Source organism: Pedobacter sp. W3I1, from assembly GCF_030816015.1.
Taxonomy (GTDB): Bacteria; Bacteroidota; Bacteroidia; order Sphingobacteriales; family Sphingobacteriaceae; genus Pedobacter.
On sequence record NZ_JAUSXN010000001.1, the window covers coordinates 933,604 to 951,653 of the forward strand.

At 38.6% G+C, this 18,050-nt stretch carries 16 protein-coding genes; 3 read left to right on the forward strand and 13 right to left on the reverse strand.

Features of this window, described 5'->3' with window-relative positions; translation table 11 throughout:
• Window positions 1–55 precede the first annotated feature (55 nt).
• The 8 genes from accB to pdxA form a co-directional block, all read right to left on the reverse strand.
• Window positions 56–532: an acetyl-CoA carboxylase biotin carboxyl carrier protein gene (gene accB / locus QF042_RS04085; RefSeq protein WP_307525598.1), complete on the reverse strand. Its 477-nt coding sequence runs from the start codon at window positions 530–532 to the stop codon at window positions 56–58.
• 116 nt (window positions 533–648) lie between these two features.
• Window positions 649–1,647, reverse strand: a complete 999-nt coding sequence (locus tag QF042_RS04090; RefSeq protein ID WP_307525599.1) for a beta-ketoacyl-ACP synthase III — start codon at window positions 1,645–1,647, stop codon at window positions 649–651.
• Between the two features lie 18 nt (window positions 1,648–1,665).
• Window positions 1,666–2,604 (reverse strand): phosphate acyltransferase PlsX, encoded by a 939-nt coding sequence (gene plsX, locus QF042_RS04095; protein ID WP_131529499.1) that lies wholly within the window; start codon window positions 2,602–2,604, stop codon window positions 1,666–1,668.
• 102 nt (window positions 2,605–2,706) lie between these two features.
• Window positions 2,707–2,898: a 50S ribosomal protein L32 gene (gene rpmF / locus QF042_RS04100; RefSeq protein WP_025143959.1), complete on the reverse strand. Its 192-nt coding sequence runs from the start codon at window positions 2,896–2,898 to the stop codon at window positions 2,707–2,709.
• Between the two features lie 15 nt (window positions 2,899–2,913).
• The gene (locus QF042_RS04105; protein WP_307525609.1) at window positions 2,914–3,444 is read right to left on the reverse strand and encodes a DUF177 domain-containing protein; all 531 of its coding nucleotides are present in this window, start codon (window positions 3,442–3,444) and stop codon (window positions 2,914–2,916) included.
• Window positions 3,445–3,603: 159 nt separating this feature from the next.
• Window positions 3,604–4,446: a sulfurtransferase gene (locus QF042_RS04110; RefSeq protein WP_307525611.1), complete on the reverse strand. Its 843-nt coding sequence runs from the start codon at window positions 4,444–4,446 to the stop codon at window positions 3,604–3,606.
• 91 nt (window positions 4,447–4,537) lie between these two features.
• Complete coding sequence (locus tag QF042_RS04115; RefSeq protein ID WP_307525613.1) at window positions 4,538–5,716, reverse strand: nitrate/nitrite transporter; 1,179 nt, start codon at window positions 5,714–5,716, stop codon at window positions 4,538–4,540.
• Between the two features lie 318 nt (window positions 5,717–6,034).
• The gene (gene pdxA / locus QF042_RS04120; protein ID WP_307525615.1) at window positions 6,035–7,114 is read right to left on the reverse strand and encodes a 4-hydroxythreonine-4-phosphate dehydrogenase PdxA; all 1,080 of its coding nucleotides are present in this window, start codon (window positions 7,112–7,114) and stop codon (window positions 6,035–6,037) included.
• A gap of 189 nt (window positions 7,115–7,303) precedes the next feature.
• On the opposite strand from pdxA, the gene rsmA reads away from it, so the two are divergent.
• Both rsmA and QF042_RS04130 read left to right on the forward strand, forming a co-directional pair.
• Window positions 7,304–8,089, forward strand: a complete 786-nt coding sequence (gene rsmA / locus QF042_RS04125; protein WP_307525617.1) for a 16S rRNA (adenine(1518)-N(6)/adenine(1519)-N(6))-dimethyltransferase RsmA — start codon at window positions 7,304–7,306, stop codon at window positions 8,087–8,089.
• Between the two features lie 367 nt (window positions 8,090–8,456).
• Complete coding sequence (locus QF042_RS04130) at window positions 8,457–9,056, forward strand: thioredoxin family protein (RefSeq protein WP_307525618.1); 600 nt, start codon at window positions 8,457–8,459, stop codon at window positions 9,054–9,056.
• A gap of 119 nt (window positions 9,057–9,175) precedes the next feature.
• On the opposite strand, the gene QF042_RS04135 is transcribed toward QF042_RS04130, so the two are convergent.
• Window positions 9,176–9,457: an ATP-dependent Clp protease adaptor ClpS gene (locus tag QF042_RS04135; protein WP_029274160.1), complete on the reverse strand. Its 282-nt coding sequence runs from the start codon at window positions 9,455–9,457 to the stop codon at window positions 9,176–9,178.
• A 128-nt stretch (window positions 9,458–9,585) separates the two neighbouring features.
• Here QF042_RS04135 and QF042_RS04140 point away from each other — a divergent pair, with 128 nt between their 5' ends.
• Window positions 9,586–10,632, forward strand: a complete 1,047-nt coding sequence (locus QF042_RS04140; protein WP_215124980.1) for a 3-oxoacyl-ACP synthase III family protein — start codon at window positions 9,586–9,588, stop codon at window positions 10,630–10,632.
• 112 nt (window positions 10,633–10,744) lie between these two features.
• Here QF042_RS04140 and QF042_RS04145 read toward each other — a convergent pair whose 3' ends face one another.
• The 4 genes from QF042_RS04145 to QF042_RS04160 all read right to left on the reverse strand — a co-directional run bounded on the left by QF042_RS04145 (window position 10,745) and on the right by QF042_RS04160 (window position 18,036).
• Complete coding sequence (locus tag QF042_RS04145; protein WP_307525625.1) at window positions 10,745–11,767, reverse strand: IS110 family transposase; 1,023 nt, start codon at window positions 11,765–11,767, stop codon at window positions 10,745–10,747.
• A gap of 298 nt (window positions 11,768–12,065) precedes the next feature.
• Complete coding sequence (locus QF042_RS04150; RefSeq protein WP_307525627.1) at window positions 12,066–14,519, reverse strand: hypothetical protein; 2,454 nt, start codon at window positions 14,517–14,519, stop codon at window positions 12,066–12,068.
• A 99-nt stretch (window positions 14,520–14,618) separates the two neighbouring features.
• Window positions 14,619–17,045: a hypothetical protein gene (locus tag QF042_RS04155; protein ID WP_307525629.1), complete on the reverse strand. Its 2,427-nt coding sequence runs from the start codon at window positions 17,043–17,045 to the stop codon at window positions 14,619–14,621.
• Window positions 17,011–18,036, reverse strand: coding sequence for a hypothetical protein (locus QF042_RS04160; RefSeq protein WP_307525631.1), 1,026 nt, complete (start codon window positions 18,034–18,036; stop codon window positions 17,011–17,013). The genes QF042_RS04155 and QF042_RS04160 overlap by 35 nt, the downstream gene beginning before the upstream one ends.
• Window positions 18,037–18,050 lie beyond the last annotated feature (14 nt).

Consider the following 18,050-nt stretch of genomic DNA (forward strand, 5'->3'; position numbering starts at 1 on the left):
GATTTAGTGGCATCATCAATAATCTGTAAATCAAATTAATTTGTGAAATCAGCTTCTAAATAGGTTCTACTAAAAATAACGGTTGGTCATATTCTACCGGCGATGCATTATCAACCAGGATTTTAACGATACGGCCCGAAACTTCACTTTCAATTTCGTTAAAAAGTTTCATTGCCTCGATAATACAAACTACTTTACCTGTGCTAATTTCATCACCAACATTAACAAACATTGGTTTATCTGGACTAGCTGAACGATAGAAAGTACCGATCATTGGCGATTTAATCGTAATGTATTTTGAGGTGTCTTCTGCAGCTGGTACAGCAGGTGTTGCTGCATTTGGAGCAGTAGGAGCTATAGCAACAGGGGCAGCAGCCTGTACAAGCGGAGCCTGTGGTACGGTAGCATGCACAACTGTTGGCGCTTGGTTTGTTTTGATCGTGATTTTGAAGTTTTCCTGCTCAATAGCAACTTCATTTACTCCAGAACGAGAAACAAATTTAATCAGTTCCTGTATTTGTTTGATATCCATTTTTTAGGCTAGTTATGTAAAAAATAGTGTTTATTGAATTAACTAAGTTATACTTTTTTTGTTTTATTTTTTTCTACGTAGTATAGGACTTCTGACTCCCGACTAAAGACTTCTGACTAATTAGTATCGTAAGCCCATTTAAGGTATACTGAACCCCAGGTGAAACCACCACCAAATGCCGCTAAAACGATGTTGTCGCCTTTTCTCAACCTGCTTTCCCATTCCCATAAACATAAAGGAATAGTTCCGTTGGTTGTATTTCCGTAACGTTCAATGTTGATCATTACTTTATCGGTGGTTACGCCCATGCGGTTTGCAGTGGCATCGATAATGCGTTTATTGGCTTGGTGAGGCACTAACCATGCAACATCATCAGCAGTTAAGCCGTTACGTTCCATAATCTCTGCAGCAACATCGGCCATATTGGTTACCGCAAATTTAAATACTGTTGGGCCCTCCTGGTGTGCAAAATGTAATCTTGCGTCAATAGTTTCATGTGTTGCCGGCATAACCGAACCACCTGCTTTCATCCCTAAGAAATCTCTTCCGGAACCATCTGTTCTTAAAATAGAATCCTGGATACCTAAACCTTCTTCGTTTGGTTCTAATAAGGCACAGCCACAACCATCTCCAAAAATGATACAGGTTGTACGGTCTTCGTAATTGATGATTGACGACATTTTATCGCCACCAACTACTAAAACCTTTTTGTGTCTTCCCGACTCAATGAATGATGCGCCTGTAGAAAGTCCGAAAATAAAGCCAGAACAGGCTGCCTGTAAATCGTAACCCCATGCATTTGTAGCACCAATTTTATCTGCTAAAACGTTTGCCGTTGCAGGGAAAGTAAAATCCGGAGTAGTGGTGCAAAAGATAATCAGTTCAATTTCTTTTGCATCAATTCCTCTCTTCTTAAGTAAACCGTTTACGGCATGAACAGCCATATCGGAAGTACCTAAACCTTCTCCTTTTAAAATTCTACGTTCTTTAATCCCTGTTCTACTGGTAATCCATTCATCCGAAGTATCAACCATGGTTTCTAACTCTGCGTTTGTAAGCACATAGTCGGGAACGTAACCATTTACTGCTGTAATAGCAGCGTGAATTTTACTCATTTTAAGAATTTTAATAAATTATTTAAATGCAATTCTAATTTTTTCTACCAAACCTGTGGTGATCATTTCTCTGGATTGCAGAACCATATTTTTAACGGCTAACGGACTAGAAATTCCATGTCCGATAACCACAGGAGCGTTAACACCTAAAACCGGACTTCCACCATATTGTTCATAATTAAAACGATCGAAGAACTCATCTTTAAGTCCCTTTTTGATGGTCAATACATAAAACGATTCTGCTAATTTTAGCATTATATTTCCGGTAAAACCATCACATACAATTACATCTGCTTTATCGTTAAATAAATCTCTTCCTTCCACATTCCCAACAAAGTTGAAGAGATTGGTTTCTTTCATTAACGGGAAAGTAGCCATGCTTAACATATTTCCTTTCTCATCTTCTTCGCCAATATTTATCAGGGCAACTTTGGGGTCATTAATCTGCAAAAGATTTTCTGCATATAAGCTGCCTAAAACGCCAAATTGTAATAAAATATCGGGTTTGCAGTCGGCATTTGCACCTACATCTAATAATAAGCCGGTACCGCCTTTAATTTTCGGAAGAATTGTACATAAACAAGGGCGGATAATGCCCGGGATGGTTTTAACGCTAAAAACTGCGCCAACCAACATGGCTCCAGAGTTACCAGCACTAGCGAAAGAATCGATTTTGCCTTCTTTTAAAAGGTTAAAACCAACTGCTATGCTCGAATTTGGTTTCTGAACGATTGCTTTGGTGGGATGTTCGCCCATACCAATTACTTCATCAGTATGAACGTATTCAAAATGATCTGGATTAAAACCTTCTTCTGCAAGAATGGGTTTAATCTGTTCGGTATCGCCAATAAGAACTAAATGCTCTCCAGCGTTAAGCGATTGATGAGCAGCTATTGCTCCCAAAACAATTGCTTTGGGAGCATAGTCTCCGCCCATTATGTCGAGGCCTATTTTCATAGAAAAAATCTGTTTGTGTTTAAGTCAGGTGTAATCCTGAATTTTTCAGTTGACTAAGGTATGACTAAAGCCGCTGAAAACACAAACAATTTTTTAAGAAAATTACCCAATCTGAGTATTTTCGATAACCAGTTTGCCGTTGTAGTATAAGTTACCATCAACGTTGTAAGCACGGTGAGGTACGTGAATAGCACCTGTTGCCGAGCATGTTGCTAAAGAAGGAGTAACAGCTTTATAGTGTGTTCTTCTTTTATTTTTTCTCTGTTTCGAGATTTTCCGTTTTGGATGTGCCATTGGTGTATAATCTAATTATTTTTTTAACTTATTAAGGGCTTCCCAACGTGGGTCGCTTGTTTGTTCATTTTCTTCAGCCTGCTTCTGGATAGATAACTGATTTAAGCGATCAATCATTTCCTGATCACAATCTTTACCTGCCTGCTCGCAGTTTTTGATATAAGGTACCGCTACGTTAATCATTTCGTATAAAGGACCCGATATATCAATCTCGGTATCTTTACGGCTGAGCGAGATAATTTCTTCATCATCGCTTTCCATTTCGGCTTCTGCAAATTTTACGATCTGACGTTCGTACAGGTTTACTGGTAATGAAAACTCAGATAAACATTTATCGCAATCTAAATTAACTATACCAATAACTTTGAATTTTAGAAGCATCATGGTCTCTTGTTTCTCAAGTTCCAGGCCTACCTTTAAATTTCCGCTTTTAATTAACGAGTACTCGAATGCGTTAAAAAAGGCATCATCAAGCTCATAATCAAACTGATGGGTTCCCAATTTTAATCCGGTAAACGGTAATGAAAATTGTTTTAGTGGGTTCAAAGTACTGTAAAATTTTAGCCTGCAAATGTAGGGATAAAATAATTAGATTAAAAATGTTTTTTGAAAATTGTTGATGTTAATCGGACAGGTTTTCAGAATGTTAATCGAAATACGGAAAGGCCTTACAGGTTTCTGAAACCTGTAAGGCCTATAAGAAGGCTAGTCTGCCAATACCATTTCTTTGTTATTTCTGCTCCATTCGCTCCATGAGCCTACATAAAGTTTAGGGATGGGTAAACCTGCATAATCCATAGCCAGTAGCGTATGGCAGGCGGTAATACCCGAGCCACAGTGTACAATTACGTTTTCGGGTTTAACGTGGGCCAAAGCTTCGGCATATTTTTCTTTCAATATTTCAGGGGCCAGGAAAGCACCCGTAGCATTTAAATTTTCAGTATAGGGAATATTTGCCGCACCAGGGATATGGCCTGCAATTAAATCGATAGGTTCGGTGAGGCCTGCAAAACGGTTGGCATCGCGCACATCGATCACAATATAATCGTCGGTTTTGGCCACTTTTTCTACTTCATTGATATCAGATAGTGGTAAGTTCCATGCTGTGATTTCGTATTTTTCAACAGATTTCGGGATTTCTACTTTATCAGTTGTCGGGAAGCCTGCTTTAACAGCCGCCTGAAAGCCCCCATCAATTACCTGTACTTTTTCATGACTGATGGCTTTTAGCATCCACCAGAGCCTTGCAGCTGCATTACCGCCGTTTTTATCATCGTAAACAATTACATGGCTATCTTTTGTGATGCCGAGTTTCTGTAAAACAATTGAAAATTGCTCGAAAGTAGGTAAAGGATGCCTTCCGCCAACTGCAAAATCGCCAATGTTGGCTAAATCATTGTTTTCATCAGCGAAGTGCGCGCCCGCTAAATGCTGTTCATCATATCTGGCTTTTGATCCGGCGCTCGCATCAATAATTACGATTTCATCGTCTTGGTTTAACCAGGTTAATTCTGCTGGTTTTATGATGGGTGGTAATTTTGTACTCATATTTGTTTTTTTGGGTAACTGATGTTATTATAATTCCAACAATTAATGTTAGAAGCCACAATAATTAATGCAATTCCTGTTAGTCGCATTTTTAAATTGTTTTTTTTAGCAACGCCCATAGTCCCAATACTGGGCCAATTGCAAGCACCATATAAAGATATTGAATATTTAGCTGTTTTGATAGTAAATTAACCGTCTGAATGCTGATAATTGTAATGGCAAAGCCGATACAATTTACCAACGTTAACGAAGTTCCTCTTAAACTTTCGGGTGCATGCTTGGCAATTAAAGAAGAAAATAATGGCGAATCTGCCGTGCCGAATAAACCCCAGCAAAATAAAAATATAAGAAAAGGATAAACTGAACTGCTGAATAGAAAGAGGGAAGAGAGCAAGCAGCACAGGCCCGAAATGGAAAGGGCAATGGTGGCAATCCGTTTTGCGCCAAATTTTTGTGAGAGCAGACCGCCGATCATGCAAGATAGACCACCTGATGCGATAATTAAGAACGAAAATAGCGGGATATTTAAAGTTGCATGAGCATGTTTAGTATTGTAAAGCAGCAGCATGCCTGGTAAAAAAGCCCAAAATGTATAAAGTTCCCACATGTGTCCGAAATAACCGAAAGCGGCGGATCTGAAATGCGGATTTTTAAAGCCATTAAAACAAGAACGGAAATTGAATTTTTGTCCGGCTGTTCTAAACGGACCATTGGGCACAAACAATAAAATTCCCAAAGCTCCGGTTACAGATAACGCCGATGTAGCAAAGATTACATATTGCCAGGGAAAATTTGCTGTAAATGTTTTTAATAAGTGCGGAAAGGCAGTGCCCAAAACCAAAGCACCAACTAAAAACCCTAAGGATTTTCCTAGCCCGTCTTTAAAGTAATCGGATGCTATTTTCATGCCAACGGGGTAGATTCCAGCCAGCATAAAACCAGTTAAAAAGCGAAAAAGCAATAGTAAATGGACATCTGGTAGTTCTAAACAGATGCCCAGATTAAACAACGCAGCTGCAATGCCACAGATAAAGAACACTTTTGAGGGTGAAAAAATATCGGAAATGGCAAAGAAAGCAAAAACTAATGTTCCGCTGATGAAACCAAACTGTACCATACTGGTGAGATTGGCTAAGAGGTTCGTTTCATTAGGAAAGCTTTTAACAATATCGGGCAATACCGCGTTGCCAGCAAACCACAACGAGGTACAGAGAAACTGTGCAATAACGATTGTGGGTAGGATGTAATTGGTTTTTTTAGTGCCGCTCATTTTAAATTTGATGCACAATTTTACCTAAAATAAACCTGATAGCAGTGGAAATACTTTTGATTAAACCCATAAGGTTTTCAAAACCTTATGGGTTTGAAAAAGATTGAAACGTATAGCAGGACTTTCGGGACTGATGAAACACATGGCCTTGTTTTGCAAAAAAAAGCTTAATCACCTTAGATATCCTGGTTTTTAGAAAGTCAGAGGTTGGGTGTCCGAAGTCGGAGGCCAGGCGTGTTATGGCTAGCGATTATTGCTTTGCTCTTTCAGCTTTAGTCTTTTAGCTCTTATAAACCTTAAACCCCTGAGCCTTTTACCTTAAGAAGCATCATCCTTAATATCAAACTGCGTTTCAACCACTTTTCCACCTGAGCGTAACTGGTTGCCTAGCATTTCTTCTTGCTCCCGACGGTTTTTCACAATATGGATGGCCGAAAATAAAGCTTCGGTAAATGAAGTAGAATCTGCTAAATCTTTACCCGCAATATCGTACCCTGTTCCATGATCGGGAGAAGTACGAACGAAGTTTAAACCAGCGGTATAGTTTACGCCGTTATGGAAAGCTAATGTTTTGAAAGGAATTAAGCCCTGGTCGTGGTACATGGCCAAAACGGCATCAAACTGTTTGTAGCTACCATTGCCAAAAAAGCCATCGGCAGGGTACGGGCCAAAACAAACGATACCTTTATCGTAGGCTTCCTGAATAGCTGGTGTAATAATTTCAGCTTCTTCGGTGCCTAATAAGCCATTATCGCTGGCATGAGGATTTAAACCCAAAACAGCAATTTTTGGTTTTTCGATCCAGAAGTCTTTTTTTAAACTTTCGTTGATCAGCTTTAATTTACTGATGATTTTATCTTTTGTAATGGCTGTCGGAACGTCTTTTACAGGGATGTGACCAGTAACTACGCCCACGCGTAAATTTTCGCTAATTAGGAACATCAGCACATCTTTACTTCCACTTTTTTCCTGAAGATATTCTGTGTGGCCCGGAAAAGCAAAAGTTTCTGATTGGATGTTATGTTTATTGATAGGGGCAGTAACCAGGGCATCAATATCGCCGTTTACCAGATCGGCTGTTGCACGCTCTAGTGATAAAAGGGCGTATTTTCCTCCTGTTGCCGTAACCTGACCCAATTCGATTTTCACATCCTCTTCCCAGCAATTGATCATGTTTGCTTTTTTTGGCTGTGCCTGGTTGGCATGGCTAACTACATTAAAACTGAAATCGCCCAAATTATTTGCTTTTCTATGAAAAGATGAAACCTTGGTGTGGCCATAAACAATTGGAGTACAATAATTTAAAATGGCAGGATTGGATAATGTTTTAATGATTACCTCTAAACCTATGCCGTTCACGTCGCCTATACTGATGCCAATTTTAAGTTTATCGCTCATAATTACTGGAAAATTTTAGCGCAAATTACTGATTTTCGTTTAAACAGGTGCTTACCGGATAAAAATTAGTTATTTTGTACAAAATAGAGTAGCCACGGAAACACGGTTTACAAGGAAAAGAATTAGGGTTATCCACAATCTTAAATATATTTTTTCTGTGCCGCCTCCGTGGCAAAATAAAACGTAAAGATGAGTTTAGTAAAAGCGAAAAAACATTTAGGGCAACATTTTTTAACCGATAAAGGCATAGCTAACCGCATTGTTGAGGCTTTAGTGAATACTGATAAATATAATCAGGTTTTAGAAGTAGGACCAGGGATGGGAATCTTATCTGATTTTTTGTTGCAGCGTACAGACTTAGAAACTTATCTGATCGATATCGATACCGAATCTTTCCATTTTTTAAATGAAAAATATCCGCAGCTTGGCGATCGACTGATTAATGGCGATTTTTTGAAGCTCGATTTTGATGCCATTTTTCCAGGTCAGTTTGCCATTATTGGTAATTTTCCATACAATATATCTTCTCAGATTCTATTTAAGATTTTAGATAACCGGAATAAAGTTGTCGAGATGGTAGGCATGTTCCAGAAAGAAGTTGCGCAACGCTGTGCTTCGCCTGCTGGAACTAAGGATTATGGGATTCTGAGCGTATTTCTTCAGGCCTATTATAAAATTGAATATTTGTTTACCGTTAAACCGGGAACGTTTAATCCACCACCAAAAGTGCACTCGGCAGTGATCCGTTTAACCAGAAATGAAGTGGAGACTTTAGATTGCGATGAAAAATTATTCTGGCGGGTGGTTAAGGCAGGTTTCAACCAGCGGAGAAAAACGTTGCGTAATGCGGTTTCTGCAGTGATGCCTAAAGATAAAATGGACGATCATATTTATTTCGAAAAGCGTGCCGAGCAGTTAACCGTGGCAGATTTTGTGGCTTTAACACAGCATGTGAGTAAGTTAATGGAGGTTTAATATACCTGTTGTCATTCTGAATGCAATGAAGAGCCCGAAGGCTCTGCGAAGCAAATCTTTTTTTGAAGCGCGAATCCTGTAGTCAATAGGAGGGGTTCTGTCCTGCTGTACATTGCTCCCGATGAAAAATCGGGATTCATTGCCATCAGGGCTATTTAACAACAGATGGTATCAGTAGCCTATTATTCTCAGATGCAAAAGGCAAGTATTTCAAAGGCTCAAATGCTTCGTGCCTTAGCACGACGGGGGTGAAAAAAACATCTGTGTAATCCCAAAATCTGTGTAATCATCCGCTTGCGCTTTCTTGCAAATCCGTGATTATTTTCTTTGAATTTCTCCTTTCCTTTGCGACATAATTTTAAACATCATGGTTAATTACAGCGAAATTTTCAGCGAGCAGGGAATGGATTATCAAACCTATCGTGCATTGGTTGATCAACTTCTGTTAGAGGGAAAAGCTACTGGTGATGTAACTTACGATTTGCACTATACTAAAATGAATGTGCAACGCATGAGCCGGGTTGACAAAACCGTTAGCTTAACTGAAGAATTAACCTCTACCATTGATCGTTTAAAAGAAAATTACAAATTTTTAGTGATCACTGAAGGTTGGTGTGGAGATGCTGCTCAGATTGTTCCGGTGTTTAATAAAATCGCGACCGCATCCTTAGGTAGAATTGATCTGAAATTTGTGCTTAGAGACAAAAATTTGCCATTAATTGATGCGCATTTAACCAATGGTGGGAGGGCAATTCCGGTTTTAATTGTATTAAATGAATCAGCAGACCGGGTTTTAGCGACCTGGGGACCAAGACCACAAATTTTGCAGGAGCTTTTAAAGGAGTGGAGAAAAGAAACTACCGAAATGCCAATTTTGGCAGAAAAACTTCACGGATGGTATGCTAAAGATAAAACGCAGACTACACAGGCTGGATTAAATGAACTTTTGAAGGGTTTGGAGTTATAATCTTATAGTTTCATTTTAGGCGGTCGTCCCCCTGAATTTATTTCAGGGTCTTCTTTTTAAACAGATGCTGAACCGAGTTCAGCATGACGATTTACGGGACGAAACCTTAACTCGTAAATTTAATCAACAGACACCGTTAATCCTTCTTGCTGTAAAATTTTGCGGTAAACTTCCATTTCGGTAAATGAGCCTTCTAAAACGGGGCATTTCCCATCATTATGTACTTTCCAGGCAATTTTTTCGGCCTGCGATTCGTTATAATCCAGGTATTTCATCATACAATAAATCACATGATCGAAAGTATTGATATCATCATTCCACAAAATAAGGCGATGTACGGTTTTTAGGGAAGTTAAAATTTCTTCGAGCGTAAAGGTCTCTTCTTTGGTTTCTGTAGACATGGTGCAAAAATAAACATTAGTATCAAGTATTTAGTATCGAGTAACAAGATTTTGTTCCTTTGTTAATAATAATAGCTTAGGCAATAATTGATTAACTTTGTTTAACCAAATGATAAATAACAGCGAGTATGCACCAGTCTAAAATTGCCGGAATAGGTTACTACGTTCCGAAAAATGTATATACCAATGATGATTTAAGTCGTTTTATGGATACGAATGATGCGTGGATCCAGGAACGTACCGGTATTAAAGAACGTCGTTTTGCCGATCGTAATGAGGAAACTACCACTACAATGGGCATTGAAGCAGCCAAAATTGCAATTGAAAGGGCAGGGATTACCGCTAAGGATGTTGATTTTATTGTTTTTGCTACGCTCAGTCCTGATTATTATTTTCCGGGATGTGGTGTACTGCTGCAACGAGAAATGGGCATGGGTGAGATTGGTGCTTTGGATATCCGGAATCAATGTTCAGGCTTTGTATATGCACTTTCGGTGGCCGATCAGTTTGTGAAAACCGGCATGTATAAAAATGTGCTGGTAGTGGGGAGCGAAAAACATTCGTTTGCAATGGATTTTGAAACCCGTAGTCGTAATGTATCAGTGATTTTTGGTGATGGTGCAGGTGCTGTTGTACTGCAGCCTACAGATGAGCCTGGGAAAGGGATTTTAAGTACGCATTTGCATAGCGATGGTGCAGATGCCGAAATTCTGGCCATGTATTATCCAGGTTCTCATGCCAATAAATGGTTGAAAGATAAGCCTGCTTATCCGGAACAGGAACTAGGTGGGTTATTTATGACGCAGGAAATTTTAGACAGTGGCGCGGCTTTGCCTTATATGGATGGCCCGTCGGTTTTCAAAAAAGCAGTGGTGAAATTTCCTGAAGTAATTAAAGAGGCTTTGGCTGCAAATAATTTAACGGAGAAAGATATTGATATGTTGGTGCCACATCAGGCAAACTTACGTATCAGCCAGTATGTGCAGCAGTTGTTAGGCTTAAATGACGATCAGGTTTTTAATAATATCCAAAAATACGGCAATACCACGGCCGCTTCTGTTCCTATTGCCTTATGCGAAGCCTGGGAAGCCGGTAAAATTAAAGATGGCGATCTGGTTTGCCTTGCCGCATTCGGATCAGGTTTTACCTGGGCCAGTGCACTGATTAGGTGGTAACCATAGATTCGTCATTTCGAGCGAAGTGCAACGAAGTCGAGAAATCTATATCCAAAGATCTCTCCACTCCGCTGCGCTCCAGTCGAGATGATTGTTATGATAAAAACAAATTTTAAGCAGCTATATTATAATTATTTTTATAGCTAGCTTGATTTTTTATAACTGCAGCAACTCTTAATGCTATCTTGTTTCTAACGGCATTAATTATGCTCATGCTGTGCTTCCCTTCATCCTTTTTTCTATTGTAATATGTCTTGAATTCCTGATTGTGTTGAATTAGAGATAATGCACACATATGCAGCAATCTTTTAAGTTCTTTATTGGCCATCCGGTGTACCTTGGATTTACCTTTGATACTTATACCACTGCTGTGTTCAAATGGAGCAACCCCTGCATAACAGGCCAGTTCTTTTCCGCTGGGCCGCCCTGCAAAATTTCCCGTGCAGCCAATCAGGTATACTGCTGTAACATGCCCTATCCCAGGGATACTGAGCAATAATTTGTAGTTCTGCTTGAAATCCTGGTTTCCTGTAATGATTTTTTTGATCTGATCTTCGAGGTTCTTGATTGATTTGGCTATACCCTCAATTGCATTTTTAAGTGCTTTTTCAATCAGTTTCTGATGTTCTTTACCATTGACATTACCAAGTTCTTTTACCGAAACGCTAATGCCAGACCTTTGTTTGAGCAGCTTTGTCCGAGCTGATATCAGATCTTTCAGGAGCATCAGCTCGGGATCCAGGGCAGCTGTCGCCTTTAGATCATCCGCTTCCTTAAATGCATAGTTGCATAAACGTATGCTGTCTATTTTATCATTTTTACCCCTTGCTATCCCAAAGCTCCATTTGATATGGGCTGCATTGCCAATATGGATGGGCAGATTTCTGTTGCTGCAGAAAGTCCATATTAAACGGTGATAGATCCCGGTATTTTCTATGACAATCAAGGAGTCCTCATTGAACGTGGTTTTCTGCGATTTCAACCACTTCTCAAATAGCTTTATCCCTGGTGCTGTGTTGTCAAACCGTGCGGTTGCTATCTCCTGTTTTACATGGTTCACAACGGCCATCAATGCAACATCGAAGTAAGGTTTGGAAACATCAATCCCGATAAAAAATTTTGTAGTGCCAATCATCCTGTTATTTTTTATGTTTGTAGTGGTTACCTAATTTTTACCCCATCGATCCTAGTCCTTAATAATGGGTATTGCCCTAATTGTTATCTGGTCACTAAGGGAAAAAACGGTAGCGGATTGCATCATCTCATAGGTATAAAAACCTTGACGAACTTTTAATGTGCCGCTACCGTTTTAGGTAATCTGATTTATAATTTAAGCAAAGTAAATAGTTATTATCCTTAAATAAAATATCAAAACAAATCTAAAGGACGACCATTCTTCTGCATTGTGTGTCACCCTGAGCGTAGTCGAAGGGTTATTGCGTTTTTGGCCTGATAAAATCTCCTAAATAACTGCATTCTCCTGCTGCAACAGTATAAAAAGGAGTTTTGTTGTAGTTAAACCTTAATTCTTTAAGATAAGGGTTGTTGTAATTAGCTTTGATAAAGTTTCTCCATTTCACATCTTTTTTATCGTAATAATAAAATGATAATGGGTTGGCATTCATGATAATCTGCTTTTGCAAACATTTTGCCAACATAAAAGTACATTTTGCTTTAAAATCGGCATTGGTACTTAGTGCTCTCGCCTTTAAATACCAGGCTTTTGCCGTTTGTGCTTTTTTGTAATCGCCATCATATACATATCTTGCCGGGTTGCTGTTGTCGTACGATGACCAATCGTAACTGATTAAGAACCAACTGTTGCCAAAATAACCGGTTTGATAAACCGCATTGGCCATTTTATAATAGTAAAGTGAAGCATTCTTTTTATCACTAACGATTAATTTCTGCAGACGCAGCATTTCTGCAGCAAAAGCCTTTTTGGTAATCGATGCTTTAGCCGTTACATATTTCTTAGGGTAATCGTTAATGGTTTCGATAAAAGGATTGGCATACAATTTTGAATCCGATTCAGGGCCATACCAATTCTGTGGATTGAAATACTGATAGCCCGGCGAAACCTTTGTAAACATCTGCACAGCTTTGTCATACTGATGCGTTCGCAGATAAGTGGTGCCATAAAGCTCATAAAAATCATCGTTTTTAAGCTGGTTTAAAGCTGAAGCCAATAAAGCAGTAACATCATTGCCCGCTGCTTTTGTTTTGTAAACAGCTAAGCCCTGCATACTTTTCGGACTCAAGTTTTTCTGCCAAAAAGCGATGCTTTGGTAGCTCATATTCTGGAAAAGCGAATTCTCTTTTAACGTTTTGTATTCCAGGTCGCCTTTAACCATTGCTAATGCCGCTTTTGCAGTATCGCCCATATTCAAATAAGCCGGAGCTAATATCTGCTGATAAAAGTTTCTGGTGGTTCTGCTAAAACGCTTGCTGGCACGGTCGGTATCATAATAATAGGGCTCTTTTGGTTGGGTGCTGTTTTCTGCAAAACGTTTTTCATCAAGCCATTTTAAGGTGGGCAATAAATCGCTCTCATTAAAAGGATTTCCTTTTTTGATATTTTTCGCCTTGATTAATAAATCGGTAATGCGATATTGGTCGCGTAATCTTTCTGGTAATTTATCAGGTTTTAATATGGCCAGGTAATTTGAGGCTAAAAAATCTTTATTCTCCATCCACGATAAGTACGCTGCGGTTAATGTACCCAGTTCTGGTTGTGGATATTTCTTCTCGGTAGCCAGTTTTACTGCAAAGTTCCTGATTTCATTCAGGTGTTTTAAGTTAATATTTTTTAAACTGTCCTTGTATTTGGGATTGCCATTATCCGAAAAGTAATAGTTATAACCAATTTTGGCAATGTCGTTTGCCTCGATAAGATCTTGCTCTAATTTATTTACTTCGCGTACCAGCAGCGTGCCGTTGAGCTGGCTTTTTGGTTCGTACTGATAAACTTTATTCAAGCTTTCTATACCCGAATCAGCATCACCAAACCCGTTTATTGCCCAGATATTGGCTTTCTCGTTATTGGTTTTCGCATATTTTAATGCGCCGTTAACCGGCGAACTGGTATAATAATAATTTTTATAAGCCTGCACTCTCCGTTCCGGATTACTTGCAAAAACCTTCGAAAATAAAAAGGCCGATTCTTCTGGATTGCCCAACCTACGGGTAGACCCTGCATATAAAGCCAATGCCCAACCTTTAACTGAACTGTTTAGCTTGCTGGTTTTGATATACTTTTCGTAAGTCGATTTGCTTTCGGTGTGCAATCCTGCGAAATGGAACATCCGTTCAGCCTGATAAGCATAGCGTAATTTTAGAAAACCATCTTTTTCGCCTTCTGTCAATTTTAAACCTTCATTAGCTTTGGTAGCCATTGCAGCCGTATCGCGTGGAGTTGCATCCCAAAGACTGAATTCTACATTGGCTAATGGTTCACAGCTTTTGGCAAATTGATAATACTTTAATGGTTCTTTGTGTTTGCCTAACGCCTGGATAAAACTGTTCTGTTGCAAGCTATCTGGTAATAGCGAAATGTTGCCATTAAAATTCACCAGTTTTACATCTGTAGCGCTATCGGTTTTGTACATTACTTTTAGCACATCGTCTTTTTTTACATTGAGGTATTTTGCCCATTCGCGGCTGTTAATGTCAGGTTCGCTTTCTATATCCGTTTCACTGTTGAGGTAAACCATCTGGTTGTAGGCGAACGGAGCATATTCATCCCCTTCAATGTTGTTGTGGAAATAAGAAATATAATAATCATAGGGATCGATCTCGCCGCCACAGGCAAGATTTACAGCAATTTCGCCGAAAAATGTAATCAGGAATATACTAAAAATTAGCGATAATTTTTTGAACGTCGTCATGGGTAAAATGTTTTAATAGGTCGGTGTCTAAATGGTAGAAAACAAGATTCCGGTCTTTGGGGGCTAAATATCGTGATAAAAATTTAGAGGTAGTTTGTTTTATTTTCCTGCAATAAAATCTTTCAGATAACTGCATTCACCTAAAACAGTTTGATAAAACGGTGTTTTGCCATACTTCTGTTTTAATTCCTCAAAATATGGGTTATTAATGTTTGCGCGTATAAAAATTTTGTAATCTTTGCCATGCATGTAATAACCGCTCTCACTTGATCGGAGAATCTGATGTTGTGCACATTTAGCTAGCATAAAGGTGCATTTTCCTTTAAAATCTATATTTGTACTTAACGCCCTTGCTTTTGTATACCATTTTTTTGCCATGTAGGCTTTTTTGTAATCCATTTCATATGGATATTGTACAAGATTAAAATTCTCAAAACTCGTCCAATCGTAACTGATCAAAAACCAGCTATTGCCAAAATAACCCGTTTGGTAAACCGCATTTGCCATCTTAAAATAATAGTTTGCGGCATTCTTTTTGTCCTTTACGGTTAACCTCTGCAAACGGACCATTTCTTTGGCAAAGGTTTTCTTGTTGAATGCTCCTTTAGCGCTCACATGTTGTTTTGGATAATCTTTGATGGTTTCGACAAATGGGATTGAATAGAATATAGAATCATTGCCATACCAATTATCAGTATCAAGGTATTTGTACTTTGGCGAAATTTTATTGAGCATGTTTAAGGCGCTACCGTATTGATGATCGCGTAGGTACGCAGTTCCGTACAGTTCATAAAAATCATCCCGATCAATGCTTTTCGAACTCATTGCCAATAACGAATCGATACCATTAAAATTTCTTCCTGATCTGTATTTTGCCAGCCTGGCCATTATTTTGGGCGTTAATCGTTTTTGCCAAAAAGTAATGGTTTGGAAGCTCATGTCTTTAAGTTTAACCTGCTTTGAAAAATTTCTATGCCCTGCATCTCCTTTTAACATAGCCAGTGCTGCTTTTGCGGTATCTCCTTTTTTCAGATATGATGGCGCAAGGATCTGCTGATAAAAATTACGTGTTGTTTTTGTAAAACGGTTTTCGGCATCGCCCCAGTTGTAGTAGTATTCTTGAACTGGTTTTTTTGCATTTTCAACGAACCTTTTTTTGTCAAGCCATTTTAAGGTAGGAATAAGTTCATCCTCATTGAAATTATTCCCTACTTTTATGTTTCTGGCTTTAATTAATAAATCGATTATGCGGTATTGATCCTTTAACCTTTCAGGAAGCTTTGTAGGATTTAATTTTTTTATATAAGTATTTGCTAATGCATCTTTTTTTTCCATCCACAATAAATATGCAGCGGTTAAGGTACCAAGTTCTGGTTGAGGGTACTTTTTTTCATTGGCCAGCTGAAGTGCAAAAGCTTTGATGTTTTTCAGATTTGATAAGCCGACATTTTGCAAACTGTCTTTATTTATGGCATTATCCCATCTTTCATAATAGATGGTTGGAAAATCTTTTGCGATTTGCTCACTTCTGATTATTTTTTCTTCGAGTTTATTTACTTCGCGGACAAGCAGGGCGCCATTTAACAGGCTTTTCGGGCTTAATTTGTATACTTCCTTAAGCGTTTTTAAATTATAGGTAGGTTCTCCAAATCCGTTTATTGCTAAAATAGTAGCTTTTTCGTCATTGTTTTTTGCAAGCTTTAAAACTTCATTAACATTACTATGTGTATACCTATAATTTTTATAGGCAAGCACCCTTTTTTCAGGATTGTTGTTAAACACTTTTGAAAACAGATAAGCTGATTCGTTACCGTCTGCTACAGATCCTGCATGTATGGCAAGCGACCAGCCTTTTATTGCACTGACTGTTTTTGCATTTTTGATAAATTGGTGATAAGTCGATTCGGCCTGACCAGAGTCTCCGGCGTAACTAAACATTCTTTGCGCCTGAAAGGCATACCGTAGCTTTAAGAAGTTATCGGTGCTCACTTTATTTATCGAATCCAAGGCATCGCAACCTTTCTGGATCATTGCAGCTGAATCTTTCTGTTTTACTTTCCAGTAGTCAAAATTAATGGCGATGTATGGCTCACAGCTTTTTGCAAAACGAAAATATTTTGATGCGGTGGTATTTCCGGTTAGTCTGGTTAGAAACTGGTTTTTTCGGAGACTGTCTGGGAATTTCTTAAAAGTCTGTTTTGAAAAGGTTTTGAGCAAAACACTTGTCGCGCTATCAACATCGTACATGGCATCGATTACATCGCTCTTTTTTACACCTAGATATTTACCCCACTCCTCGCCGTTAACATTTTCTTCCGTTTCGAAATCCCTATCATTGTATAAGTAAACCATCTGATTGTAGGCAAACGAAGCGTATTCATCGCCCTGTACATTATTAAGGAAATAAGTAGGATAGTAATCATATGGGTCGGACTCTGGCCCACAGGCAAGGTTTATAGCAATTTCGCCGAAAAAAGTGATGAGAAATACACTAAAAATTAGCGATAACTTTTTGAAAGTCTTCATCGGTGAAATGTTTTAAGAGGTCGGTATCTAAATGGTAAAAAACGAGGTTGCGTTCCCTAGGACTTAAATATCGCGATAAAAATTCGGATGTAGAAAGTAAATCTTCGGGAGAAATCTCTTCCCACCTTACCACATCGCCTTGTTTTAGTCCTGCGGCAGGATAATCAGTAAGTAGATCATAAAGAATGGAATTTCCCCTTCGCTTAAAAAGTTTTTTATCCTCAATCTGAATCTTCTCAATCCGCCTGGAAATACCTGCATATTGCTCGTTCCTGAACACTACTGCCCATTCGAAAATGGGTAAGGCCACATCAAGTGGTAAGGGATATTGTTCTAGAAAATCTTTTAGGTAAAGATTCATTTCGTTTTGATCCAATATAGAGTTCTGCTCGCCATATTTACGCAGGTTGCCCATATTGTAACACATTAAAATGCCTTTCTCTACTGGTGGAATTCCACTCGACACAATGTTTTTAATTTGATGCAATCGCAAGGTTACCGAAATGGTTTTGCCCTTTAAAAGTGAATTGGCACTTAATTGCTCTAAAAATTTAAAATACCTGTTTCTGGTGCCTTTAGTCCAATCACAATCAATCTGTAATTCCGCATAATTTTGTTTTCCGGCCTGTTTTACTTTTGCGGCTACAAATTTGGCAATGCGATTGGCCATAACTGCAGTTTGCAAGGTGTCAATCTTATTAAAAACCTGGTTAACGATAAACACAACTGGGATAATATTGACCTGCTTGGGTATGGGGTCTGAAAATTTAATCGGCGAAATGGGTACGGGTAATTGCAGATCGGGATTAAAATCTACATCCATGATCCGTACATATAAAGATTTTGATTTAAAGTGATCAAGATAATCGGTTTCTTCCTTTTTATTCTGGTAATCTGTTTTCCAATAGTAAAAAGTTGGATGAACAATTGATTTTTGCTTGCATCCAAAGAAGAAAAATACAGAGATCACTAAAATACTTATCTTGCGCATATCAATTTTATTGA

Excerpts from the sequence above, each read along its gene's own strand:
- pdxA (WP_307525615.1), bottom strand. The coding sequence starts at position 7,114 with ATGAGCGATAAACTTAAAATTGGCATCAGTATAGGCGACGTGAACGGC.
- QF042_RS04110 (WP_307525611.1), bottom strand. The coding sequence starts at position 4,446 with ATGAGTACAAAATTACCACCCATCATAAAACCAGCAGAATTAACCTGG.
- accB (WP_307525598.1), bottom strand. The coding sequence starts at position 532 with ATGGATATCAAACAAATACAGGAACTGATTAAATTTGTTTCTCGTTCT.
- rsmA (WP_307525617.1), top strand. The coding sequence starts at position 7,304 with ATGAGTTTAGTAAAAGCGAAAAAACATTTAGGGCAACATTTTTTAACC.
- QF042_RS04160 (WP_307525631.1), bottom strand. The coding sequence starts at position 18,036 with ATGCGCAAGATAAGTATTTTAGTGATCTCTGTATTTTTCTTCTTTGGA.
- plsX (WP_131529499.1), bottom strand. The coding sequence starts at position 2,604 with ATGAAAATAGGCCTCGACATAATGGGCGGAGACTATGCTCCCAAAGCA.
- rpmF (WP_025143959.1), bottom strand. The coding sequence starts at position 2,898 with ATGGCACATCCAAAACGGAAAATCTCGAAACAGAGAAAAAATAAAAGA.
- QF042_RS04130 (WP_307525618.1), top strand. The coding sequence starts at position 8,457 with ATGGTTAATTACAGCGAAATTTTCAGCGAGCAGGGAATGGATTATCAA.
- QF042_RS04140 (WP_215124980.1), top strand. The coding sequence starts at position 9,586 with ATGCACCAGTCTAAAATTGCCGGAATAGGTTACTACGTTCCGAAAAAT.
- QF042_RS04115 (WP_307525613.1), bottom strand. The coding sequence starts at position 5,716 with ATGAGCGGCACTAAAAAAACCAATTACATCCTACCCACAATCGTTATT.
- QF042_RS04150 (WP_307525627.1), bottom strand. The coding sequence starts at position 14,519 with ATGACGACGTTCAAAAAATTATCGCTAATTTTTAGTATATTCCTGATT.
- QF042_RS04135 (WP_029274160.1), bottom strand. The coding sequence starts at position 9,457 with ATGTCTACAGAAACCAAAGAAGAGACCTTTACGCTCGAAGAAATTTTA.
- QF042_RS04090 (WP_307525599.1), bottom strand. The coding sequence starts at position 1,647 with ATGAGTAAAATTCACGCTGCTATTACAGCAGTAAATGGTTACGTTCCC.
- QF042_RS04145 (WP_307525625.1), bottom strand. The coding sequence starts at position 11,767 with ATGATTGGCACTACAAAATTTTTTATCGGGATTGATGTTTCCAAACCT.
- QF042_RS04155 (WP_307525629.1), bottom strand. The coding sequence starts at position 17,045 with ATGAAGACTTTCAAAAAGTTATCGCTAATTTTTAGTGTATTTCTCATC.